The sequence below is a fragment of the Nocardia sp. NPDC051463 genome, from assembly GCF_040681975.1.
In the GTDB taxonomy this organism is placed as follows: Bacteria; Actinomycetota; Actinomycetes; order Mycobacteriales; family Mycobacteriaceae; genus Nocardia.
This window is the reverse complement of sequence record NZ_JBFBAB010000004.1, coordinates 170,929-194,452: the sequence shown is the minus strand read 5'-3', so window position 1 is coordinate 194,452 and position 23,524 is coordinate 170,929. Positions and strand designations below refer to the sequence as shown.

Here is a 23,524-nt window from a genome sequence, read left to right as displayed (position 1 = left end):
GAGATCCAGCACTAGAGTTCGCGGCCCGTCTCGCTTCCGAGCCGTCGAAGCGCACGCGACGAAGTCGCAAGTCTCGACGGCTCGGAAGCGAGACCAAGGGGGCCGCGAACCCGCAGCGCCGCAGGCGCTGCCAATCAAACACCGAAGACCGGCTTGCGCTTGGTGAGCATCGCGGTCGCGCCTTCGAAGAAATCGGGCGACTGTAGCAGCTCGGTCTGGCCGCTCTTCTCGGCCGCGAGCGCGGTGTCGAGTTGGGTCAGGGTCGCCGCGTTGAGCGCCTTCTTGGTGAGCTCGAGCGCGCGCCGCGGGCCTGCGGCGATCTTCGCGGCGGCGGCCTCCACCGTCGCGTCCAGTTCGTCCGCGCCGAGCACCGCGGTGAACAGGCCTGCCGCCTTGGCCTGCGGTGCGGGCAGTCGCTCGCCGAGCAGTGCCATCTCGGCGGCGAGCGGGCGTCCCGCGGCCGCGGCGACCATCGCGGCGGCGCCGCCGTCGGGCATCAGTCCGATGTTGATGAAGGCGAGCAGCAGGTAGGACTCCTCGCTGGCGTAGACGAGGTCGGCGGCGAGCGCGATGCCGACACCGACACCCGCTGCTGCGCCCTTGACTCGCGCGATAACCGGAATCGGCGCATCCACAATGGCTTTCACGAGCCGGTTGGCCGCGTCCATCACCTGGTCGGAGGTGATGCCGCGCTGCGCCTCCGACGCGGTCGCCGCTAGATCGGCGCCGGTGCAGAAGTCGGTGCCTTCGCCGGTCAGTACGATTACCCGGACCGAGGCGTCCTCGGCGGCATCGAGGAAGGTATCCCCGAGCGCGACCATCGTGTCGTAGTCGACGGCGTTCTTACGCTGTGGCTTGGTGATGGTCACCCGGAGCACCTTGCCGTCGTGGACGGCCGAGAAGCCCGCAGGAGTAGTTGCGGAATCGGCGTTGCTCATGTGGTGCTCCTGGTCTGGATTTCGGTGGACCGGTTCTTGCGAGCCATCTGCAAGCAATCGCTTCGGGTAGCCATGAATACTGGTTAACTTTGCGAATTGTGGTTAACTTAGGTTGATGTGTCCGGCGCTGTCAACCAGCGGCGCCGTCCCAGAACGGAGAGGTACATGGTCGCGGATCGCAGCGAGGTACATCTCGCTTCCGCGCGGCCTGAGGCCGGCCAGTCGGTGCGGCGGCGTCCGAAGGATCGCAAGGTGCAGATCATCAGGGCGGCGGCGCGCGCGTTCAGCGAACGTGGGTATTACCCGGTCGGTGTCGACGAGATCGCGGCCGAGGTCGGGATCTCCGGGCCCGCGCTGTATCGACATTTCCGCAACAAGTACGCGCTGCTCGTCGCGGCCGCGGAGGAGGGCGCCCGGCATCTGCTGAAGGTCGCCGAGGCCGCAGACGATCCGAACCAGGAGCCTGCGCGCCGGCTGGACGCCCTGATCAGGGCGATGAGCGAACACACCATCGACATTCGGCGCGAGGCGGGACTGTACCGCTGGGAGCGGCGCTACCTCGAGCAGGCCGACCGGCTTCGGATCCGGAAGATCTACGACGATCTCAATGCGACGGTCGCGGCGCCGATCGCGCTACTGCGCCCGACCGCGCCACCCGAGGACGTGGCGATGCTCGCTGCCGCGGTGCTCAGCGCGATCGCCAGCGTCTCCGCGCACCGCACCGCATTGTCCACCACCCGGTTGCTGCCGTTGCTGCACGATATGTGCTGGTCGATCCTGCGCGCCGAGCTGCCGCCCGCACCGCGGCAGCCCAATCCCGACGCCGCCACCCGCGGCCTTCCGGTCACCTCGAAACGCGAACAGCTGCTCACCGAGGCAATCCGGATCTTCGGCAGGCAGGGCTACCACGAAGCCAGCATCGAGGAGATCGGCGCGGCCGTCGGCATCAACGCCTCGAGCGTGTACCGGTACTTCACCAGCAAGGCCGACCTGCTCGCCGCGGCTTTCCACCGCACCGGAGACCGGGTCGCCATCGCTATCACCGAGGCGCTGGCCGAGGCGACGAGCCGTCCGGACGCGGCGCGGCGCATCGCCTTCCGCTACGCCAGGCTCACTTTCTCGATGCCCGAGATCATGCCGGTCTACTACGCCGAGTTCAGCAATCTGCCGCAGGCCGAGCAGCACAAACTGCGCGCCATTCAGCGTCAGAACGTCCTCGAATGGGCCAACCTGCTCGACGGCGACCCCGTCGAGGCCCGCTTCCGGGTGCACGCCGCCATCGGCCAGGTGATCGATGTCGGCAGGCTGACCAAGTTCGACTCGCGCCCCGAACAGTGGGCCCGCGTCTGTGCGCTGATGGAAGCGGTGCTGCTGGGCGCGAGCTGAATCAGCCCATGCGCCGGTGGCGGACCCGGAAGATGGCCTTGGCCAGGCGGAGATCGCGTGGATGGCGATCGAAGGTCGAGAGATTCACCGGCGCCTGGTAGCGCTTGCGCGCGATGGCCAGCGTTCGGCTGAACTCGCGCAGGCCCTGATCGCCGTGGTGGTGGCCCTGGCCGTATTCCCCGACCCCGCCGATCGGCAGCGCGGGAATTGCGGCGTATGCGGTCGAAGAATTGACAGTCACAACGCCGACTCTCAGCTGCTCGGCGAATGCCTCGGCGCCGTGCACGTCGCGAGTGAATACCGAGACCGCGACACCGTTGCCGACCGCGTTGATGCGTTGCACGGCCTCGTCCACATTCGCCACTTTGTTGACGATCAGCACCGGCCCGATGCCCTCGCCGGTGATTGCGACGCTCTCCTCCGGCACGTCGGCGAGCACGATGGGTTCGATGTAGGGCTCGCGGATCGACTCCAGCCCGCCGACCACCGCCCTTCCACCGCGGGCCAATGCGTCGCGGACCTGTTTGCGCACCACATCGACCTGCGACTCCAGAATCATCGGGCCGTAGGACGCCCGCTTGTCCGCGCCTGGTCGCAGCCGTCGCGCCTGATCCGCCACCAGTTCGAGAAACTGTTCGTAGACCGAACTCGCCACGTAGGCGCGCTGGATACCGTTGGCATTCTGGCCGGCATTGGCCATGGCGCCGAACACCGCGGCCTCCGCGGCGTCGTCGAGCTTCGCGTCGACATGAACGATCATGGCGCCCTTGCCATTGCGCTCGACGACAACCGGCGTCATCGTCTGCCCGCACAGCGAGATCACCTCACGCGCACCCGCATCGGAGCCCGCGTACGCGATCTTGTCCACCTTGGTCCGACACAGGGCGGCGCCGGTCCCGTGGTTGCCGGTAACCACTTGCAGCACGGGCTGATTCGGGGCGAGTCGGCTCCAGCTCTCGGCCAGCCACACGCCGACGCCGGTAGTGAGTTCATTCGGTTTGAACACCACCGTGTTGCCCGCCGCCATCGCATAGGCGATCGAGCCCATCGGGGTGAACACCGGGTTGTTCCACGGCCCGAGCACCCCGACAACGCCGAGCGGTAAATACCCGACAGAGGCCCGCTGATTGCGGGTCAGCCAGGTGGATCCGAGGCGGCGGCGGTCCAGGACGCGGGCGGCATTACGTGCCGCCCAGTCCAAGTTCTCGACGGCGAGCATTACCTCGATTGCCGCGTCCGCCTCCGGTTTTCCGGTCTCCTCGCACAGGATTTCCACCAATTCACTTGCCCGCCTGGCAATGCTGCGCTTCCAGTCGAGCAGCCAGCGTTTGCGTCCGCTGAATCCCAGTTCGGCCCACCACTTTTCGGCTGAGCGAGCCGCACGCACCGTGCGGTTCAACTCGCCGGTGCCCATGACGGCGTAATTCCCGACGACTTCGCCGGTGCGCGGGTCGTAGGACGTCAGCACGTTCGATCGGCCCGATCGCTGCGCGGTCTCGGCCATGGTCACCTCCCGCAGAGTCGATCCGGCACAGACGCTTCGGGGAGAAGCAGTGCTGCCGCCGACGAATGAGTGCGTGCGTTCCCCCGAATAGCAGACTATGGTCGCCGCGGCGGCCCGACAAGGCAACGTCACCGCCCCTGTGCTGCCTCGGGCGCTCGAGACCGGCATCAACCCAGCGCCGGGCCGATCGCCCACGGCTAGTGTGAGCAAGCACACAGTTGGGCGCGCGGTCCTGTGGGTATCGCGCCGGCGACCGATCGAGGATCGGCGGGTCGGTAACATCACGCCAGGCGCTACGGATCACCAACCCGGACGTACTTGTGTGCGTGCGTACCGACGACCTGGTCGCCCCCGGCCGATAGTGGAGAGTTGATGCCGAGCTTGAACCAAGCAGATTCACACCCCGACGATGCCGTGCCTGTCACCAGCGAGGTCCCCGACGCCGAGTATGCGGTCGTCGTGGACGATGTCCGGAAGTCGTTCGGTGACGTGCACGCGCTGCAAGGTGTCAGCTTCCGCGCCGAGCGGGGGAGCGTGCTGGGCATCCTCGGGCCGAACGGCGCGGGCAAGACCACCGCCGTGAAGATCCTGTCCACACTGCTGCGCCCCGACTCCGGCACGGCGACCATCGCCGGGCACGACATTCGCAAGGACCCGGCCGCGGTGCGCCGATCGATCATGATGACCGGGCAGTACGCCGCGCTCGACGAACACCTGTCCGGCCGCGAGAACCTGGAACTGTTCGGCCGTCTGATGGGGCTGGGTAAATCCGCAGCCCGCAAGCGCGCAGACGTACTACTGGAGGAATTCGACCTGGTCGGTGCGGGCCGCAGGCCGGTGCACGGCTACTCCGGCGGCATGCGACGCCGTGTCGACATCGCCTGTGGTCTGGTGGTGCGGCCCGAGGTCGTATTCCTCGACGAGCCGACCACCGGCCTGGACCCACGCAGTCGCCAGGGTGTCTGGGATCTGGTGACCGCGCTGCAGAATCAGGGCATCACGGTCCTGCTGACCACGCAGTACCTCGAAGAAGCCGACGTGCTCAGCGACAACATCATCGTCATCGACAAGGGCAGGGTGATCGCCGAGGGCACGGCCGACGAACTCAAGGCGAAGACCGGCGGCAGCTATTGCGAGGTTGTGCCGCTGGACCCCAAGCAGCTCGATAGCGCCGCGGCCGCCCTCGGTGATCTGGTGCCCGCCGCGGTGCTCGCCGAAATCAACGGCGGCGACCGGCTGTCCATCCCCGCGCCCGAAGGCGCGGCCACCCTCACCGAGGCGCTGCGCAGGCTCGACACCGCCGGGATCGACCTGGCCGACATCGCGTTGCGACGACCCTCCCTCGATGACGTCTTCCTCTCCATCACCGGTCATTCGGGTGGTGCGGCGTGACCGCGTCGACCGCCGAACGGCCCGTCGATGTCGACGCCTCCGCACTGTTCGCCGCGCTACCCACCGCGAGGCTGTCGTCGTTCGCGCAGTGGCGCGCGCTGACCGGCCGCATCGTCAGGACGATGGTGATGAAAGGCGAGTTGGCTGTCGCCATCGTCACCCCGTTGGTGTTCACCGTCGGTTTCTATCTGCCGCTGCGCTATGTGATGAAGGTGTTCCAGGGCATCGATTACGCGCAGTTCGTCATGCCGATCATCGTGTTGCAGACCATGGCGTTCACCATGATGTCGAACGCACAGCTGGCCGCACTCGAGTCGATGACCGGCTTCACCACTCGGCTGCAGACCATGCCGATCGGCACGCTGGTCCCGTTGACGGCGCGGATCTGCGCCGGATTGGTCCGCTCGGTCACCTCGTTGACCGCGGCGCTGCTTTTCGGCCACATGATCGGCTTCCGGTTCGTCGGCGGGCTCCAACAGGCGGTGCTGTTCTGTGTGTTCTCGCTGGCGATCGGGACCGTGCTCGCGATCGGTGCGGACACCCTCGGCAGCCTCAGCAAGAACCCGGAATCGCTGAGTCAGGCACTGACACTGCCAACCCTGATCTTCGGCATGCTCTCTTGCGGGTTCGTCCCGGAAAGGAGCTTCCCCGAGTGGATCCAGCCGTTCGTGCGCAATCAGCCGATCTCCCAGTTCTCCTTCGCATTGGCCGATATGGCCCATGGCGGGGTGACGTGGCAGGTGCTGTGGGTTCCATTGGTGTGGCTGGGCGGGTTGGCGATCGTGTTCGTCCCGTCGGCGGTTTGGGCGAGCGTGAGGCGGGCATGAGTTCAGCAGAGGCAACCATGACCCATCCGATCGCCGACGATATCGAGCAGGCAGCCGACTTCCCGCTTCCCGCGGTGACCGCCAGATCCGAACGCGCGCTGAGCACCTGGGCGTTGCACAGCCTGATCCAGTGCAAGCGATTGCTGCTGACCTGGGCGCGTGATCCGTCCACCACCATCCAGACGCTGATCTATCCGGCGCTCTCGCTGCTGATGTTCCGAATTGTGCTCGGTAAACCGATCACCACGGCCACCGGTATCCCGAGCATCTACGGCCAGGTCGCGATGATGACACTCATCGCGGCAATGACCGGTGCCGTGGTCAGCGCCATCGGCTTCAAGACCGAAAAGGCCACCGGTCTGCTCGGCCGTTTCTGGACGATGCCGGTGCACCGGGCCGCGGGCCTGACCGGTCGGATACTCGCCGAGGCGGTTCGCGTCTTGCTCACCACCCTGTTCGTCGTCGCGGTCGGTGTCGTCATCGGCTTCCGCTTCGGGCAGGGGCCGCTGGCCGGCATCGCCTTGATCGCCATTCCGGTGCTGTTCGGAATCGGCTTCGCCGTGCTGATCACCACGCTGGCGACCATCACCGAAGGCGTTATGCTCGTCGGCCTCATCGGCACCGTGAATACCCTGCTGATGTTCTTCAACTCGGGCTTCGTCCCGGTCTTCGCCTACCCGGTCTGGCTGCAGAGCACGGTCGAGAATCAGCCCATGAGCTGTGCCGTCGATGCCATGCGCGGCCTGTCGTACGGCGGGCCGGTGGCCGAACCCCTGATGAAGAGCATCGCCTGGAGCGTCGGCCTGATCGTCGTCTTCGCTTATCCCGCGATTCGCGGCTATCGCCGCGCGGCCGAAACCGGTCGCTGACCACTGCCATCGAAGGGCGCCTTCGGCGGCTCAGAGCTGCCGGACGCGCCCTTCGGCGCGTTTGCGGCGACCGAGTGGGATCACTTGCGCTGTCCCCGGTTCCGCGGCGGTTGTCCTGCGAGGCATCGCCCGCCGGTGCACACCGGGGAATTCTCCACCAGTGACCAGAAATAGGTGAGGGCGGGCGCATGCGCCCGCCCTCACCTATTTCGAATGACGACCTACCTGAGGTCGCCTACGTGACCGTCGTACTTTCCCCCGATGCAGATAGCCCACGCAAGCCCGTCCGTCTTGATGTGGCCTCCGCCGCTTTCACACACCGCGGGAGTGACGGGCTTATCGAATGCGTCATCCGGATGAGCATGAGCAAGCGGTGCCGATATGGCACCGGCGATCCCCGCGGCCGCGAAAACCGTCATGAATACCCTTGAAACCCTATTTGCCACGGTGGCCTCCCCTGTCGATCTGTAATCTAATTTCATTGCCCCCCACGGTATTTCGACCTATATGAGGCAACTCGAAATTAACGGACGGTGGTGTTCGCTGCAATAGCGAGTAGTTCGATTTGGCAGTCAGCCGGTCGAGGTTGGCAGTCGTCGACTGGTTTCCGATCGCTCGAAGATGCGCCGCACCGGCCGTGGGTCGCGTCCACACGGATCGAGTGTGGCCGTCACCGGCGAAGGTTGTGCCCGTCGGGCGAGCTTCGGGCGGCGCTCGCGATGCCGCGGCAGGCGACCGAGTCAGTGCTGTGTGGGTGCGGCGGAGGTGTCGACGGCGCTACCGTCGAAGTCGTAGTCGAGCCAGCGGTTGCGGTTGGTCCAGCCGACCAGGTCGTAGCGCCAGTGGAAAGGCCAGGTGCGGGCGACTGTGTTGACGAGTACCGCGCCGAGGGCGGTGTAGTCGTCGTGGGCCGAGAGCAGGGCGCGCTGGCCGCGGGGCGATGCGGTGAAGAACGTGTCGAACAGGGAAATCGACTGTTCAGTGGTCAGGCGGCCGAGGCCCCAGAGGCCGCGCATTCGCATCCAGTAGGTCAGGCGGGCCTGCCAGGGCCATAATTGCGCGATCGGGTCGAGACCTTGCCGAAGTGCCGAGATGGCCGTGTCGACGAGTGCGAGTGAATCGGCGACGCTGTAGCCGGTGCAGGGATGCATCATTCCGCCACGCGAACCGAATGGAATCGCTTGGGCAGTTCCTTTTTTCGGCGGTGGTTGGTCCAGCGGGTAGTGCGCAGCCTCGCTGGGTTCGTCGCCGGTGAGGGTGATTCCGTGTGCGGCCAGCCGGCTCAGTGTGCGTTTGCGCAGCTCGTGTTGTGGCATTCCGCTGCGCAGCCCGAGGCTGGTTTCCTCGAAGATCACGGTGCCGTCGCCGAGCGGGACGGCATAGAGGAACGACGGCGGTTCATCCGGTCCGGCACCATTTTCCGGTCGCCAATCCAGCAATAGACCTTCTCCATCGGCGATCATCGGCGCCGCGGTCTCGGCGGCGACGAAGATGCCGTGCGCGCTCGCGGCGCGACGCTGTCCGAGGCTCGGCAGTCCGCGCGTGTCGAAAACTGTTGCCGCCCTATGGATGGTGCCGTCGGTGAGCTCGACCTCGTGTGCGTCGACCCGGCCGGCCCTGCCGGCGACCACGGTGGCGTCGTCGAGTGGGAGTGCCTCGTGCAGGCCGGTTTTGGACAACACGCAGTACGGGCGTTCGATGCGGTGCGCGGTGTTGGTCCAGACGGTCGGAGCGGCGATCCTGGTGGCAATCGCGCTCGGCGGCAACCACTCCGGTAACTCGTCGACCCAGCAGGAGAAGGTGGGCGGCCATAGCCGGTCCGGCCGTGGATCGACCGCGGTGACCCGCAGCCCGGCCAGCACCGCCCGGTGTGCCAGCGCCCGGCCGGTCGGGCCGAGTCCGACAACGCAGAGATCGACATCCTGAACCGCGCTGACACTCATACCGGCATTCAAACCTCGTGGCCACGCCGATGCAACTGTCTGCGACACCGATCACCGTGATTCCCGAGGCGGCCGTCGTCATCCTCGGGAAACGCGGCGCCGAGGCGATCGCCTGCTACTTCGGGGTGACCCAGGTGGTGATGTCGGCATGCACGACTTCGACCCCGTTCTTGTCGTAGATCGCGACCGGCACGATCAGGTCCTGGCCCTCGGTGATCCGAGTGAAGTCCGGAAGCTCCGGCAGCTTCGCGACCGCACGCAGCCCGGTCTCCGCCTTGGCCAGGTATTGGACGTTCATCGCCTTCGGGATCCAGCGGTGTGTGTCGGGCACGGTCGCCTCACTGAGCATTCCCATCGCCACTTCGGCCAGGTTGCACGCCGCGATGGCGTGGTAGGTGCCCAGATGGTTGTGGATGCCGAACCACTTCGGCGAGGTCACCTCGCACAGTCCGGGCTCCAGCCGCACCACGCTCGGCAGCACCGTGCCGAAGTACGGCACCCGGGCGACCATGCCGAGGGAGAACAGCGCGTGCCCGAGCCGGTTGTCCGGCAGCTTCTTCCAGCCGCGGTAGGTGGCGGTCTCTTTCGTCATGCCTTTATCTTACTCATAAGTAAGTTCTTTGCCGGTAGGGTGTGGACCTCCGAATTTCGCGGCGCGATCGGCCCGGGGGCGCGCCCGGGATTCGCGGTCTGACCTGCGCTGTGGGCGACAGGCGGCGCGGCGAGGGGGGTGGATTTGAAGTCACCGGCGGCGTCGGGCATACTGTTCGGGTTGCCTTGCACCGGGCCATGCCTGTTCCTCGGGTTGTGGTGGGTGGCGAGGCGAGCAGTACCCAATCGTGTACCTCGCTGGATTCCAGCGTGGGTACGTCCGGGACAGTGTTCCGAAGCCTGAGGTGAATTTCGATTCCGGGGCCGAGGAATGAGCGGATGGGCGACACGCCCGACCGCGTGGACCGGAGAACCATGACAGATGAACAGCGGCGAGGATCGGGCGTGCCCGGTCGCGATCTCTTAGCGAGACGTCTTCGTGTGTTCGGGCTGTGCAAATTGAGGGTGGTTCGAACGCTGTAGCCAGCTTCGAACCACGAAGGAAAAGCGGAGAAAAGGACACTTAGCGTGGCGGGACAGAAGATCCGCATCAGGCTCAAGGCCTACGACCACGAAGCGATCGACGCCTCAGCGCGCAAGATCGTGGAGACGGTGACCCGCACCGGGGCCCGTGTCGTCGGGCCGGTGCCGTTGCCGACCGAGAAGAACGTGTATTGCGTCATCCGTTCGCCGCACAAGTACAAGGACTCGCGCGAGCACTTCGAGATGCGTACGCACAAGCGGCTGATCGACATCCTCGACCCGACGCCGAAGACGGTTGACGCGCTCATGCGCATCGACCTGCCGGCCAGCGTCGACGTCAACATTCAGTGACGGGGACTCGAGACATGACTGATAACAAGAACAGGCCAGCGGCCGGCATCCTGGGCACCAAGCTCGGCATGACCCAGGTGTTCGACGACAAGAACCGCGTCGTTCCCGTGACCGTCATCAAGGCCGGACCGAACGTCGTTACCCAGATTCGCACCGTGGAGCGTGACGGCTACAGCGCCGTCCAGGTCGCTTTCGGCGCCATCGACCCGCGCAAGGTGAACAAGCCGGTCTCCGGTCAGTTCGCCAAGGCCGGTGTCACCCCGCGTCGCCACGTCGCCGAAATCCGCGTTGCGGATGCTTCCACCTTCGAGGTCGGCCAGGAGCTGACTGCCGAGGTGTTCGAAGAGGGCGCGTACGTGGACGTGACCGGCACCAGCAAGGGCAAGGGCTTCGCAGGCACCATGAAGCGTCACGGCTTCGCCGGTCAGGGCGCCTCGCACGGTGCGCAGGCCGTGCACCGCCGCCCGGGCTCCATCGGTGGTTGCGCCACCCCCGGCCGCGTGTTCAAGGGCATGCGGATGTCGGGCCGGATGGGCAACGATCGCGTCACCACGCAGAACCTGTCGGTTCACAAGGTGGACGTCGAGAACGGCCTGCTGCTGATCAAGGGAGCGATCCCGGGTCGTCGCGGCAATGTCGTCGTCGTCAAGAGCGCCGTGAAGGGTGGTGCACACGCATGACAAGCTCCGCAGTAAACACGGAGAAGAAGTCCGCAAATCTGACGCTTCCGGTCAAGGAACTGGGCGGCAAGACCAACGGCACCGTCGAACTCCCCGCGGAGATCTTCGACGCGACCGCCAACATCTCGCTGATGCATCAGGTCGTCGTCGCGCAGCTTGCCGCGGCCCGTCAGGGCACGCACTCCACCAAGACCCGCGGTGAAGTCCGCGGTGGTGGCAAGAAGCCGTACCGGCAGAAGGGCACCGGCCGCGCCCGTCAAGGCTCGACCCGCGCGCCGCAGTTCACCGGTGGTGGCACGGTCCACGGCCCGCAGCCGCGTGACTACAGCCAGCGCACCCCCAAGAAGATGATCCGCGCCGCGCTGCGTGGAGCACTTTCGGACCGGGCGCGTAACGAGCGCATCCACGTGATCACCGAACTGGTTGCCGGGCAGGCCCCGTCGACCAAGACGGCCAAGAGCTTCCTCGCGGAGCTCTCGGACCGCAAAAAGTTCCTCCTCGTCCTCGGACGTGAGGATCTCGCGGCCTGGAAGAGCGTGCAGAACCTCGAGTTCGTGCACCCGATCGCGCCGGATCAGCTCAACACCTACGACGTGCTGGAAAGCGACGAAGTGGTGTTCAGCGTCGAGGCCTTGAATGCCTTCGTGCACGGCCCCGCCGAAGCTGCACAGGAGGAGAGCAAGTGACCACCATCGCCGACCCCCGCGACATCCTGCTGGCGCCGGTCATCTCGGAGAAGTCCTACGGACTGATCGAGGAAGGCACCTACACCTTCATCGTGCACCCGGACTCCAACAAGACGCAGATCAAGATTGCCGTCGAGAAGGTTTTCGGCGTGAAGGTGACCAGCGTCAACACCGCCAACCGTCAGGGCAAGCGCAAGCGGACCCGCTTCGGTTACGGCAAGCGCAAGGACACCAAGCGCGCGCTCGTGACCATCTCGGCCGACAGCAAGCCCATCGAGATCTTCGGAGGCCCGGTCGCGTAAGCGCCTGGGACTCCAGAAAGAAGAGAAGAACTCATGGCAATCCGTAAATACAAGCCGACTACGCCGGGTCGTCGTGGCTCCAGCGTCTCGGACTTCGCTGAGATCACCCGTACGACTCCTGAGAAGTCGCTGGTTCGCCCGCTGCACAGCAAGGGTGGCCGCAACGCTCACGGTCGTATCACCACTCGTCACCGCGGTGGCGGCCACAAGCGTGCCTACCGTCTGATCGACTTCCGTCGGCTGGACAAGGACGGCATCCCGGCCAAGGTCGCTCACATCGAGTACGACCCGAACCGGACCGCCAACATCGCGCTGCTGCACTACGTGGACGGCGAGAAGCGATACATCATCGCGCCCAAGGGCATCCAGCAGGGCACCCCGATCGAGTCCGGCCCCACGGCCGACATCAAGCCGGGTAACAACCTGCCGCTGCGCAACATCCCGACCGGTACCACGATTCACAACGTGGAGCTGCGTCCGGGCGGTGGCGCGAAGATGGCCCGCTCCGCAGGCTCCAGCATCCAGCTGCTCGGTAAGGAAGGCCCCTACGCCACGCTGCGTATGCCCTCCGGTGAAATCCGTCGCGTCGACGTGCGCTGCCGCGCCACCGTCGGCGAGGTCGGCAACGCCGAGCAGTCGAACATCAACTGGGGCAAGGCCGGCCGTATGCGCTGGAAGGGTCGCCGCCCCACCGTCCGTGGTGTCGTCATGAACCCGGTCGACCACCCGCACGGTGGTGGTGAGGGCAAGACCTCCGGTGGTCGCCACCCGGTCAGCCCGTGGGGTCAGCCGGAAGGCCGCACCCGCAAGCCCAACCGTCCGAGCGACAAGCTCATCGTCCGCCGCCGCCGCACTGGCAAGAACAAGCGATAACCAGGAGGGAGTAGAAGATGCCACGCAGTCTTAAGAAGGGCCCGTTCGTCGACGATCACCTCCTCGCGAAGGTGGACGTTCAGAACGAGAAGGGCACGAAGCAGGTCATCAAGACCTGGTCGCGTCGTTCCACGATCATCCCCGACTTCATCGGTCACACTTTCGCCGTCCACGACGGTCGCAAGCATGTCCCGGTGTTCGTGTCGGACAACATGGTCGGGCACAAGCTCGGTGAGTTTGCGCCGACGCGCACGTTCAGGAGCCACGTCAAGGACGACCGGAAGAGCAAGCGGCGATGACCGAAACAAGCACAGCGACGGTTCAGAATCCGACGGCTCGCGCGACGGCCAAGCATGTTCGCGTGACCCCGATGAAAGCTCGTCGCGTTGTGGACCTGGTCCGCGGCAAGCGAGTCGAGGACGCACTGGCGATCCTGAAGTTCGCGCCGCAGGCCGCGAGCGAGCCGGTTGCCAAGGTCGTGGCGAGCGCCGCGGCGAACGCCGAGAACAACCTCGGCCTCAACCCGGCCACGCTCGTTATCTCGACGGCTTTCGTCGACGAGGGCGCGACCATGAAGCGGTTCCAGCCGCGTGCACAGGGTCGGGCGTTCCGGATCCGGAAGCGCACCAGCCACATCACCATCGAGGTCGAGAGCGTGCCCACCGCCGGTGGATCCACTCGTAACCGCCGGAAGGGAGGGGCAAAGTAAATGGGACAGAAAATCAACCCCCATGGCTTCCGCCTCGGTATCACCACCGACTGGAAGTCGCGTTGGTACGCGGACAAGCAGTACGCGGAATACGTGAAGGAAGACGTCCAGATCCGCAAGCTCCTCGCCACTGGCATGGAGCGGGCCGGAATCTCGAAGGTCGAGATCGAGCGCACCCGTGACCGGGTTCGCGTCGACATCCACACCGCGCGTCCCGGCATCGTCATCGGTCGCCGTGGCGCCGAGGCCGACCGCATCCGTGCGGAGCTGGAGAAGCTCACCAAGAAGCAGGTGCAGCTGAACATCCTCGAGGTGAAGAACGCCGAGTCGGATGCGCAGCTCGTTGCCCAGGGTGTGGCCGAGCAGCTGTCCAACCGTGTGGCGTTCCGTCGTGCGATGCGTAAGGCCATCCAGTCGGCCATGCGTTCGCCGAACGTCAAGGGCATCCGTGTGCAGTGCTCGGGCCGCCTCGGTGGCGCCGAAATGTCGCGCTCGGAGTTCTACCGTGAGGGTCGGGTTCCGCTGCACACGCTGCGTGCGGACATCGACTACGGCCTGTACGAGGCCAAGACCACCTTCGGTCGTATCGGTGTGAAGGTCTGGATCTACAAGGGCGACATCGTCGGTGGCAAGCGCGAGGTCACGGCTGCGGCCGCGCCCGCGGCCGGCGACCGCCGCGAGCGTCGTGAGCGGCCGAGCCGCCCGCGTCGGTCCGGTTCTACCGGTACCACCGCGACCAGCACTGAGGCCGGGCGTGCAGCCACCGCCACTGCGGTTGCCGACGCTCCGGCAGAAAAGCAGGAGGGCTGACGCATGTTGATGCCACGGAAGGTCAAGCACCGGAAGCAGCATCACCCGGGTCGTTCCGGAATGGCAAAGGGCGGCACGTCGGTCGCGTTCGGTGAATACGGCATCCAGGCTCTCGAGCCCGCCTACGTCACCAACCGGCAGATCGAGTCGGCTCGTATCGCGATGACCCGCCACATCAAGCGTGGCGGCAAGATCTGGATCAACATCTACCCGGATCGCCCGCTCACCAAGAAGCCCGCCGAGACCCGCATGGGTTCCGGTAAGGGTTCGCCGGAGTGGTGGATCGCGAACGTCAAGCCCGGTCGCGTGATGTTCGAAATGAGTTACCCCAACGAGGAGACCGCTCGCGAGGCCCTGCGCCGCGCGATGCACAAGCTCCCGATGAAGTGCAGGATCGTCACAAGGGAGGAGCAGTTCTGATGGCTACCGGAACACCGGCCGCAGAGCTCCGCGAGCTCACCGAAGAGGAGCTCGTCGCCCGCCTGCGTGAGTCGAAGGAAGAGCTGTTCAACCTGCGCTTCCAAATGGCGACGGGTCAGCTGGACAACAACCGTCGGCTGCGCGTCGTTCGTCACGAGATCGCGCGGATCTACACGGTCATGCGTGAGCGCGAGCTCGGTCTGGCCACGGCACCCGCTGGCAAGGGAGATGCGGCATGAGCGAGAAGCAGGAAGAGCGCAACAGCCGCAAGGTACGTGTCGGCTACGTTGTCTCGGACAAGATGAACAAGACGATTGTCGTCGAGCTGGAAGACCGTAACCGGCACAAGCTCTACGGCAAGATCATTCGCACCACCTCCAAGGTGAAGGCGCATGACGAGAACGAGATCGCCGGTGTCGGTGACCGCGTGCAGCTGATGGAGACCCGTCCGCTGTCGGCCACCAAGCGCTGGCGTCTGGTCGAGGTCCTCGAGAAGGCCAAGTAAGCCTTATCTCGAGAAACTGAGTTCACACAGTCGAAGGCCCGCCTCCCGGTTCGGGAGGCGGGCCTTCGTCGTTGTTGCTATCTCTGGAATAGGCGAGCTGGTGCTGGGTGCTGTCTATCGCTCGTTGCGATGGAACTCGAGGATGTGCAATTTCGCTCCGATTGGGTCTCGACCGGGATACTCCGGCTGCTCGCCGAACGTAGTCATATGGCGGTCGAATACGGTCTGGGCAACCACCATTCGACTACGTTCGACGGACTCCCGGACCCTGGGCTCGATACGGACTCGGAGTGCGGCAACAGCCTTTTCGAACCGTTCCGGGCGGGTGGCGTCGCTGGCTGAGTTCAGAAGTGCAGCCATCGTGTCATCTTCGGGTCAGGCGTCGTCACGTCGCCCGTACCCTGCTCGGGGATAACGCTCGAGCTGTGATTCCAGATGGCTCGATTGTTGTCGAGGGCCTTCGCCGTTGTTGCGGCAGTCGCCCTGGGTGCGTCGCAGCACGATCTCTGCCGGAAACCCGATGATGGTGGAAAATTGCTGGCGCGCTGACCGGCGGGCGTGCAAGGCTCGATGGGGTGCGGTCCTATCGGGAGGTCCTTTCCAGCTCCGCGGTGCGCAATGTGCTACTGCTGGGTGCGCTGGTTCGAATCCCGTTCTTCGCCGGGTCCGTGCTGCTCGCGTTGCACGTCGTGCAGACGCTGCACGGCTCCTACGTTCAGGCGGGCCTGCTGAGTGCGATCGTCACCGTCTGTGTCGCGGTGAGTGGACCATGGCGCGGCAGGTTTCTCGACCGGTTGGGGCTGCGGCGCACGATCCTGCCTTCGATCCTGGTCGGTGCCGTGTGCTGGTCGTTTGCGCCGTTCGTCGACTACGTCCCGCTGCTGGTGCTCGCCGCGATCGCGGGACTGTTCGATATTCCGATCTTCACCGTGGTGCGCCAGGCCGTCATCGCGGCAACGACCGAGCAAGACCGACAGCCGGCGCTAGCCTTGGAATCGGTAACGGTGGAGGCCGCGTTCATGGTCGGGCCGGTGCTCGGTGTCGCCGCCACCGCGGTCTGGTCCACCACCATCGTGTTGTTCTGTGTGCAGATGTGCCTGGTGCTCGCGGGCGTTCTCATCTGGTTGCTGAATCCGCCGCTGCGGTCTACCGCCGGGGACGCGGACGCGCCTCCGGTGGCACGGCGGGCGTGGTTCCGTGTCGAGTTCGTGGCGCTGTGTGTCGGCGCGTGTGCCGCCGTAGCGGTGCTCGCGGGCTCCGAGCTCACTTTCGTCTCCGCCATTCGAGAGTTCGGTGCGCAGCGCCTGCTCGGCGTGATCCTCGCGATCTGGGGCTTCGGCTCGCTGGTCGGCGGCCTTGTCTACGGCGTACTGCGCCGGCGTATTTCGACGTTTCCACTACTCGCGGGCCTCGGCGCGACAACCATCCCGATGGCTTTCGCCGGTGGCCCGGTGTTCCTCGGTGCGGCGGGCTTGTTCGCCGGCCTGCTGTGCGCACCGACCCTCACCGCATCCGTCGACCAGTTGAGCCGGATCGTGCCCGAATCCGGTCGCGGTGAGGCTATCGGCTGGCACGGTGCGGCGATGACTCTCGGCAACGGCGTCGGTAGTTCGGTCGCGGGCATCGCGATCGATGCGGGCGGTTTCGCCGCGGGCTTCGGTGCGTCCGCGGCCCTCGGGCTCATCCCCGGTGTGGGACTGGCGCTGCTGGTCCGGGTCGCGCAGCGGCGCAGCGCCGTACGGCAACGGGAGTCTGCGCGCCGAGCATTCGAGACGACCACCTGAGCCCCAGCGCCCGCGCGCCCCGCTCCGAACGAGAGCCGGGTGAGTGGCACCTGCCTGCGGCAACAGCCGAGAGGGCCACACCATGGTGTGCCACTCGCGGGTCCAGGACGGGTGGTTCGGGGCGTCTGGCGGCGCGGCGGGTTGCGTTATACGTATACATCTACTTATAGTGAGTCCAGTCGGAATGCTGGGCGATTCGAAGGTTGGCATTCCGGAAAGCAGCAGATCAATGAACCGCGACGGGGTCGATGGGTGCCGTCGTCGGTACTTCGATGCACATTTGCGCATTGACTGATGAATCGAGGGGAATATGTCCACTGATACGCAGAAGCTGTCCAGCGCCGCATCCGAGGAGCAGTCGGCGGCCGCGGGGATCGACCTGCACAAGGGTGCTTCCGAGGAATTCGGCGAGGTGGTGCTGAAGGTCGGGCCCGGAGGTGCCAGGCGGCAGCGCTTCTTCGGTCGGCTCGCCGGGGAATCACGGCAGTACAACAAGTCCGGGATCGAGACGGTGCGGGTCTACCTGAGCCGCAAGGGCAAATATGTGGTGCATGTTCAGCGGTCCGAATGGTCGGATCTCGCCGAGTCGACCGACTGGTTCAAGGACTGGAAGAACTGGCGCGGGATGCTCGGTGCCGACGGGATGGGTCGGGGTGACTTCACGGTCGAGGTGGTGGACTCACTCGCACAGTTGCGTGACCGGGTACCGGAGAAGATCTACCGCATGCTCGCCGACGTGACCGAGCACCCCTATTCCCAAGATCTCGACGTCTGAACTGCCAGGGTCTGACCGCTAAGTCTCGAAAGGACTTCTCCGACATGTTCGCTCGACTGGGACGCGTGGTCGTCCACAACCCGTGGAAGGTGATCGGCGCGTGGCTGCTCATCGTGATCGCGGTGGTGGCCTCGGCGCCGAAACTTACCTCGACCACCGACCAATCCGAATTCCTGCCCTCGCATTACGAGTCGATTCAAGCGATGCAGTTGCAGCAGCAGGCTTTTCCGCAGAGTGCGGCGCCTGCGGCGATCATCGTGTTCAAGCGGGCCGACAATGCACCACTGAACGACGAGAACGCCGCGCGGGTCGCGGCGATCGCGGCACAGCTCGGTGACGAAAAGATCAAGGACGTCACCGGAATTCAGGCCACGCCGCCTGCCGAGAATCGGCTCGTGCAAATTGCCGCGGTGCAGATGACGAAGGTCACCACCGCAGGTGACACGACGCAGAGCGATGCGGTCAAGTCGCTGCGTGACGCACTCCAGGCGCAGCTGAAGGACACGGATCTGAAGGCGGGCCTCACCGGTCAGGCGGCACAGACGCTGGACCAGACGGAATCCAGCGCGAAGGGCATGGCCATCATCGGGATCGCCACCATCGTGCTGATCCTGGTGCTGTTGCTGATCATCTTCCGTAGCCCGGTGATCGCGCTATTGCCGATCATCGTGATCGGCGGAGTCTCCAGCACCGTCGGTGGCCTGATTGCGATGGTGAGCAAGGCTTTCGACCTCAAGGTGGACAGTTCGGTCAACTCCATCTTGCTGGTCGTGCTGTTCGGCGTCGGGACCGACTACATCCTGTTTCTGATGTTCCGCTACCGCGAACGGCTGCGGGCGGGCGAGGATCCGAAGACCGCCATGGTCAGTGCCGTCACCCGTGTCGGTGAGGCGATCACCTCGGCAGCGGGTGCGGTGATCATCGCGTTCATGGCGCTGACGCTGTCCACTCTCGGCATGTTCCGTGCGCTCGGCCCAGCACTGGCGATCGCGGTCGCGGTGGCGCTGCTGGCCGGACTCACCCTGGTTCCCGCGATTGTTTCGCTGCTCGGCACCAAGGTGTTCTGGCCGTCGAAGGCATGGCAGGTGGAGCCGAAGGGCGCGCGTTTCGCCGCGGTCGGCGCGGCGCTCGGGCGTCGTCCCGGTGCCTTCGCTGTGGTCTCCGGTGGTGTGCTCATCGCACTCGGCGTGTTTGCCTTCGGCTTCAACCCCACCTTCGACCTGAGCTCGGGTTCGACCTCGGATACTTCCGAATCCGCCATCTACAGCAAGGAATTGCTCAAGGGCATGCCCGCGGGAGCCACTCAGCCCTCGGACGTGCTGCTGCGCTCGGAGGGCGGAGCGCTGACCGCCCCTCAGCTCGCGGACTACCGTGCCGCGCTGGCCGGTGTGCCCGGCGTCGGCCAGGTATCGGAGCCGCATCCGTCGAGTGACGGTGCGGTCGCCGAATTCCAGGTGACGTTGAGCTCCGCGCCGGAATCGGATGCCGCGCTGGAAACGGTTCGTGGCCCGCTGCGTGACACCGCACACGCCGCGGCACCGGCGGGCACGACCGCCGTCGTGGGTGGCATCACCTCGGTCTTCGTCGACTTCCAGGACGCGATGAACCACGACTACACCATCGTGTTCCCGGTGGCGGCCATTCTGATCATGATCGTGCTCGCGCTGCTGCTGCGCAGTGTGGTCGCGCCGTGGTACCTGATGGCTTCGGTATTCCTCGGATTCGCCGCGACGCTCGGCGCCGCGGTGCTGGTTTTCCAGCACTTCCAAGGCAATTCGGGCCTGATCTTCACCCTCCCGGTGATCATGTACCTGTTCGTGGTCGCGCTCGGCACCGACTACAACATCCTGATGGTCGCCCGGTTGCGGGAAGAGGCCCGTGCGGGCCGCGACCCCCGTCAGGCCGCCGCGCTCGGCGTGCACCACACCGGCCCGACCATCGCCGCGGCGGGCGTCATTCTGGCGGGGACCTTCGCTTCGATGATGTTGGCGGGCAACAATGTGTTGTCGCAGATGGGCTTCGCCATCTCGGTCGGCATTGCCATTGCCGCCTTCGTCATGGCGATGTTCTTCACCCCGGCTATCACCGCGCTGCTCGGCCACCGGGCCTGGTGGCCGGGCCACGGTGATCGAGGCGCGACGCGCGACGATACGACGAAGAACGGTGCGGCCTGGTCTGCCGAGGACTACTACACCCCGCAGCAAGCATCGGCCACCAGCGGCCGGTCGAACCGGGGTTGGTCGAACACCGGGGCGTAGCACCGGTCGATCGCGATCGAAAAGGGCCGTCCGCTCGAAACATTCGAGCCGGGCGGCCGTTTTCGTGCCGTGCTCCCGCGGTTGCCGCCCGTTCCGGACCGGCAGCTGCCCGGGTCACGCGCCGACGTTGCCAGTTGGTATTCGACCGACGCGGTGACCCGATCGGTCACCAAGCCGAAACGTTCAGGGCAACATTCAGAGCGGGTGCGGTCTGCTTCGTCTCCGCGATCAACTGACGGCGTACGGGCGGCGAACCTTGCGTGCGGATTCGAGCACCCGCGAGACCGCGGCACGTGACAGGCCGACCTCGTTGCCGATGCCGGTTTCGGTCCAGGACTGGTCGGCAAGGATGAGGACTTCGGCGAGCTGCTCGACCGGGAGGGTGGAGAGGCCGCGTTCGGCGATCTCCCGTGCTACCGCCCACACCTCGACGTCGTCGAGCTCGGCGACCATGTCGTCGTTCTCGGACAGGATGGTGTCCGCGGAGAGCGCTTGGACGGCTTCGTTGATCACATCCACGGAATTGCGGCGCTCGCCGTCGGGTTGTTCGGCGCGCGCGGTGGTGTCGATGAGATTGCGCGGCTGGGCATTTCGGTGATCGACCGGACGAGGACGCAGGTCGATGCCAGGCTGTCGGTTGCTCCCGACGGCTTCGGTGTGGTTGTGCGGCACGGATTTCCGGCGCTCCTCCAGTTCGGATCCTGCGCCGTGCACGGACCTTTCGTGGTTCCCGCCGCGGTCGGTAGAGCTGTGTGGCTCCGGCTCGCGCCTGCCGGCATTCGTTGCGGACATCGAGGGGTGCTCCACGCCGTTGGAATTCGGCCGAGTGTCGGAATTCGGCCGAGCGGTGCTCTGCGGCCGAGCGTGGTCTTTCGGCCGAGTGTCGGAGTTCGGTCGAGCGTCGGAATTCTGCTGTGTGTCGGAATTCGGCCGAGCGGTGCTCTGCGGCCGAGCGTGGTCTTTCGGCCGAGCCTCGGAGTTCGGCTGCGCGGCGACTGTTCCGGTGTGCTGCTTGCCGTTGCGTGGCGTAAGCGGCACCGCGTGCAACGGATAGCTAGCCGCGGGTTCGGCGGTGTGTGCACCGTTGTGGCTACCTGGTTCGGCGACCTCGGTGGAACGCACTGCGGAAACCGCGTCGGCGATCGATTCGATATCCCGCGCGGCGAGCAATTCCATCAGGTCGGCAGGCTTGTCCCGCGGGATTGCCGCGACCGGTACCTCGGCGGTGACACGGCGACTCGTCTGCGCGCCGGGCAGGTCGTTCGAGTCGACCACCGGTGCGCTGTCGATCAGCACCGCGTAGCGGCCGGATACCCACGCGTGCAGCCAGATCACGACGCCGACCATGACCGGCGCGATCGCGTATTCGGCGGCGCGACCGAGGGCGCCCGCGGCCAGGTGGGGGCCGGCGTTCAGTGCGATGGTGGTGCCGAGCAATGCGCTCTCGAAGAAGATGACTTTGCCGCGGGCGAGTTCGCGACCCCAGCGCGTGGCCGTCGTCGCGGCGACCATGATGGTGATGATCGGGATCGAGATCATTGCCTCGATGCCGTAGCTCAACCAGTACAGCGGGTCGGTCATATCGCCGCTGGGGACCAGGTTGTGCTGCACGTTGACCCCGGCCCACACCATGCCGAGCACCACGACCGCGATCAGTGCCCGCGACGACCATTCCGCGCGGCGGTACAGCTGGGCAAGTCGCGCGTCCTGATTCGACACCCGCCGCCGCGCCGCGAGCGCACGCCGATGCCATCGCGCGTCGGCGTCGTCGGCCTTCCTGATGGCGGCCGCGGTGCGCCGGTCACGCTCCTCGGCCGCGAGCTCGTCCTCGACCGCCCGCCGCCGTTGCCCGCGCCGCTGGGTTCGAACCCATTCCGCGAGCTCGCGTTCCGCCGCAATCTCGGCGTCCGACAACACCGCCAACAGCGCCGCATCGTGCTGTAAGGGCAGCTTGCCGCGTGCGGCAGCAACTCGCTGTGCCAATGCGGCGATCTCGGAACTGGCGATCTCGGAACTGGCGATCTCGGAACTGGCGATCTCGGAACTGGCGATCTCGGAATTATTGGTCGACGATCCGTCGCGCATCGCGAGCCTTCCCAGGAGCAGGTGTCATGTCGTGAGACCTACTTGCTCGAACATATGTGTGATCGCAGTGAGACTAAACCGACATCTCCCCGGAGGTCAATGCCGGCGCTCGAACAGGTGCTCGAATCGAAAGCCCGCAACTATGCCGATCGTGCGAGCGGACGGCGGCCGCATCACGCGTTCTTGTGGCAGACCGCCTCGAGCACGACGCCGTCGGGGCCGGTCCAGAATGTGGCGTAGTAGGGCGGCGGATACTGGGGGAATTCCTGTGAGCGTGGATGATTTCAGCGCCGCGGTCGGCGGCCCAGGTGTGCACGTGGTCGACGGCCGCGCGGGTGCGGACCATGAAGGCCAGGTGCTGGAGTCCGGGGTGTGCGCGTGAATAACCGGAGGATTCGGCGGGATAGAAGAAGAGGAAGGTGCCTACCTTGCCATTGCTCGGCCGGTAGGCGAATTGCGTGTCATCGCGCAAGAGCGGCTCGTAGTCGAGTAGCGGCATGAGCTCGTCGTAATAAGTGTGGGCGACGGCAAGATTGCCGACGTTGATGCCGAGGTGTCCTGGGGGCGTCGTCGCAATGTAGCGCGATCAGCTGAGTGTGGTGTGCCAGACGATGGCGGCCGCGAGGGCTCCGGCGCCATTGACCGACCAGTGCAGGGCGATGGGGGCGAGCAGGCTGCCACTGCGCCTGCGTAGCCAGGTGAACACCATGCCCGCGGCGGCGGTCGCCGCGACGGCGAGCGTGATGCCGATGATCTGGCCGGCGACGCCACCGCCGATGAATCCGCTCAGTCCCCGGTTGCCCGAGGTCAGACCGAACGACGAGGCGATGTGCCACAGGCCGAACAGCAGTGAGCCTGCGGCGAAGACGCCACGTGCGCCGTAGACGCGATCCAAGGTGCCATGCAGCACACCGCGGAAGGCCAGTTCTTCGGGGATCGCCGTTTGCAGTGGGATCACGATCATCGACGCGATCAGCGCACCCGAGATGGTGGCGTAGCGGTCGGCGAGGAAGAACGGACGGGTCATCGGCAATATCGCACCGACCGCCACGACGGTGAGCACCAGGCCGACAGCCGCCAGCGCGTATATCGAGCCGCGGCGCCAGTGTCGTGGTGAGAGTCCCAGCTCGGACCAGCCGAGTCCGCGACGTCGAACCAGCGCGAGCAGCACGAGGGCGGCGACCGGGACGGTGACGATGCTGGCCAACGCCGTGGTGAAGTGGGCGATCAGATTGGTGCCTGCCAGGACGGCCACAACGACAACTACGTCGATGTAGGCATGAAATCGGTGGCGGGGTGGAGCCGCTTCTTCGAAGTCCTGGTGAAGCATCCGGCCCAGTCTACGGAACGGGC

At 65.8% G+C, this 23,524-nt stretch carries 24 protein-coding genes and 1 pseudogene; 18 read left to right on the top strand and 7 right to left on the bottom strand.

What is annotated here, in order from left to right; translation table 11 throughout:
• Positions 1-134: 134 nt before the first annotated feature.
• Positions 135-938: an enoyl-CoA hydratase-related protein gene (locus tag AB0M74_RS09420; protein WP_364903895.1), complete on the bottom strand. Its 804-nt coding sequence runs from the start codon at positions 936-938 to the stop codon at positions 135-137.
• 165 nt (positions 939-1,103) lie between these two features.
• Here AB0M74_RS09420 and AB0M74_RS09415 point away from each other — a divergent pair, with 165 nt between their 5' ends.
• On the top strand, positions 1,104-2,324 hold the full coding sequence (locus AB0M74_RS09415) for a helix-turn-helix domain-containing protein (RefSeq protein WP_364903893.1): 1,221 nt from the start codon (positions 1,104-1,106) through the stop codon (positions 2,322-2,324).
• A gap of 1 nt (position 2,325) precedes the next feature.
• Here AB0M74_RS09415 and AB0M74_RS09410 read toward each other — a convergent pair whose 3' ends face one another.
• A complete protein-coding gene (locus tag AB0M74_RS09410; protein WP_364904151.1) occupies positions 2,326-3,828 on the bottom strand; it encodes an aldehyde dehydrogenase family protein in 1,503 nt (500 codons plus the stop codon).
• 372 nt (positions 3,829-4,200) lie between these two features.
• On the opposite strand from AB0M74_RS09410, the gene AB0M74_RS09405 reads away from it, so the two are divergent.
• The 3 genes from AB0M74_RS09405 to AB0M74_RS09395 are packed head-to-tail and all read left to right on the top strand — an operon-like array spanning position 4,201 to position 6,916.
• Positions 4,201-5,220 carry an ATP-binding cassette domain-containing protein gene (locus tag AB0M74_RS09405; protein WP_364903891.1) on the top strand — a complete coding sequence of 340 codons (1,020 nt, stop codon included), beginning with the start codon at positions 4,201-4,203 and terminating at the stop codon, positions 5,218-5,220.
• On the top strand, positions 5,217-6,047 hold the full coding sequence (locus tag AB0M74_RS09400) for an ABC transporter permease (protein ID WP_364903888.1): 831 nt from the start codon (positions 5,217-5,219) through the stop codon (positions 6,045-6,047). Before AB0M74_RS09405 ends, AB0M74_RS09400 begins: the two co-directional genes overlap by 4 nt.
• On the top strand, positions 6,044-6,916 hold the full coding sequence (locus AB0M74_RS09395) for an ABC transporter permease (RefSeq protein ID WP_364903886.1): 873 nt from the start codon (positions 6,044-6,046) through the stop codon (positions 6,914-6,916). Before AB0M74_RS09400 ends, AB0M74_RS09395 begins: the two co-directional genes overlap by 4 nt.
• Before the next feature lie 740 nt (positions 6,917-7,656).
• Here the strand turns inward: AB0M74_RS09395 and AB0M74_RS09390 are convergent.
• Positions 7,657-8,859, bottom strand: a complete 1,203-nt coding sequence (locus AB0M74_RS09390) for a lycopene cyclase family protein (protein WP_364903883.1) — start codon at positions 8,857-8,859, stop codon at positions 7,657-7,659.
• 115 nt (positions 8,860-8,974) lie between these two features.
• Positions 8,975-9,451 (bottom strand): hotdog fold domain-containing protein, encoded by a 477-nt coding sequence (locus AB0M74_RS09385; RefSeq protein ID WP_364903880.1) that lies wholly within the window; start codon positions 9,449-9,451, stop codon positions 8,975-8,977.
• Between the two features lie 527 nt (positions 9,452-9,978).
• Here AB0M74_RS09385 and rpsJ point away from each other — a divergent pair.
• The 14 genes from rpsJ (at position 9,979) to AB0M74_RS09315 (ending at position 20,086) form a co-directional block, all read left to right on the top strand.
• Positions 9,979-10,284: a 30S ribosomal protein S10 gene (gene rpsJ, locus AB0M74_RS09380; protein ID WP_003938093.1), complete on the top strand. Its 306-nt coding sequence runs from the start codon at positions 9,979-9,981 to the stop codon at positions 10,282-10,284.
• A 14-nt stretch (positions 10,285-10,298) separates the two neighbouring features.
• Positions 10,299-10,964, top strand: a complete 666-nt coding sequence (gene rplC, locus AB0M74_RS09375) for a 50S ribosomal protein L3 (RefSeq protein ID WP_328409146.1) — start codon at positions 10,299-10,301, stop codon at positions 10,962-10,964.
• Positions 10,961-11,650: a 50S ribosomal protein L4 gene (gene rplD, locus AB0M74_RS09370; RefSeq protein ID WP_364903876.1), complete on the top strand. Its 690-nt coding sequence runs from the start codon at positions 10,961-10,963 to the stop codon at positions 11,648-11,650. Before rplC ends, rplD begins: the two co-directional genes overlap by 4 nt.
• Positions 11,647-11,952, top strand: a complete 306-nt coding sequence (gene rplW / locus AB0M74_RS09365; protein WP_040686547.1) for a 50S ribosomal protein L23 — start codon at positions 11,647-11,649, stop codon at positions 11,950-11,952. Before rplD ends, rplW begins: the two co-directional genes overlap by 4 nt.
• A 33-nt stretch (positions 11,953-11,985) precedes the next feature.
• Positions 11,986-12,825 carry a 50S ribosomal protein L2 gene (gene rplB / locus AB0M74_RS09360; protein WP_364903873.1) on the top strand — a complete coding sequence of 280 codons (840 nt, stop codon included), beginning with the start codon at positions 11,986-11,988 and terminating at the stop codon, positions 12,823-12,825.
• 17 nt (positions 12,826-12,842) lie between these two features.
• Positions 12,843-13,124 carry a 30S ribosomal protein S19 gene (rpsS, locus tag AB0M74_RS09355; RefSeq protein WP_364903870.1) on the top strand — a complete coding sequence of 94 codons (282 nt, stop codon included), beginning with the start codon at positions 12,843-12,845 and terminating at the stop codon, positions 13,122-13,124.
• Positions 13,121-13,534: a 50S ribosomal protein L22 gene (gene rplV / locus AB0M74_RS09350; protein ID WP_364903867.1), complete on the top strand. Its 414-nt coding sequence runs from the start codon at positions 13,121-13,123 to the stop codon at positions 13,532-13,534. Before rpsS ends, rplV begins: the two co-directional genes overlap by 4 nt.
• Positions 13,535-14,344, top strand: a complete 810-nt coding sequence (gene rpsC, locus AB0M74_RS09345) for a 30S ribosomal protein S3 (RefSeq protein WP_364903864.1) — start codon at positions 13,535-13,537, stop codon at positions 14,342-14,344.
• A 3-nt stretch (positions 14,345-14,347) separates the two neighbouring features.
• Entirely contained in the window at positions 14,348-14,764 is a 417-nt protein-coding gene (rplP, locus tag AB0M74_RS09340) for a 50S ribosomal protein L16 (RefSeq protein ID WP_067519522.1), read from the top strand.
• Positions 14,764-15,003: a 50S ribosomal protein L29 gene (gene rpmC, locus AB0M74_RS09335; RefSeq protein WP_328409156.1), complete on the top strand. Its 240-nt coding sequence runs from the start codon at positions 14,764-14,766 to the stop codon at positions 15,001-15,003. The genes rplP and rpmC overlap by 1 nt, the downstream gene beginning before the upstream one ends.
• Entirely contained in the window at positions 15,000-15,269 is a 270-nt protein-coding gene (gene rpsQ / locus AB0M74_RS09330) for a 30S ribosomal protein S17 (RefSeq protein ID WP_328409158.1), read from the top strand. Before rpmC ends, rpsQ begins: the two co-directional genes overlap by 4 nt.
• A 575-nt stretch (positions 15,270-15,844) precedes the next feature.
• A complete protein-coding gene (locus AB0M74_RS09325; protein WP_364903858.1) occupies positions 15,845-17,053 on the top strand; it encodes an MFS transporter in 1,209 nt (402 codons plus the stop codon).
• Between the two features lie 310 nt (positions 17,054-17,363).
• The gene (locus AB0M74_RS09320) at positions 17,364-17,828 is read left to right on the top strand and encodes an EXLDI protein (protein WP_364903855.1); all 465 of its coding nucleotides are present in this window, start codon (positions 17,364-17,366) and stop codon (positions 17,826-17,828) included.
• 44 nt (positions 17,829-17,872) lie between these two features.
• Complete coding sequence (locus AB0M74_RS09315; RefSeq protein WP_364903852.1) at positions 17,873-20,086, top strand: MMPL family transporter; 2,214 nt, start codon at positions 17,873-17,875, stop codon at positions 20,084-20,086.
• A gap of 228 nt (positions 20,087-20,314) precedes the next feature.
• Here AB0M74_RS09315 and AB0M74_RS09310 read toward each other — a convergent pair whose 3' ends face one another.
• The 3 genes and pseudogenes from AB0M74_RS09310 to AB0M74_RS09300 all read right to left on the bottom strand — a co-directional run bounded on the left by AB0M74_RS09310 (position 20,315) and on the right by AB0M74_RS09300 (position 23,501).
• The gene (locus AB0M74_RS09310; protein ID WP_364903850.1) at positions 20,315-22,171 is read right to left on the bottom strand and encodes a hypothetical protein; all 1,857 of its coding nucleotides are present in this window, start codon (positions 22,169-22,171) and stop codon (positions 20,315-20,317) included.
• A 173-nt stretch (positions 22,172-22,344) separates the two neighbouring features.
• Positions 22,345-22,748, bottom strand: a pseudogene (locus tag AB0M74_RS09305) (VOC family protein).
• A gap of 9 nt (positions 22,749-22,757) precedes the next feature.
• On the bottom strand, positions 22,758-23,501 hold the full coding sequence (locus AB0M74_RS09300; protein ID WP_364903847.1) for a CPBP family intramembrane glutamic endopeptidase: 744 nt from the start codon (positions 23,499-23,501) through the stop codon (positions 22,758-22,760).
• Between the last annotated feature and the right edge of the window lie 23 nt (positions 23,502-23,524).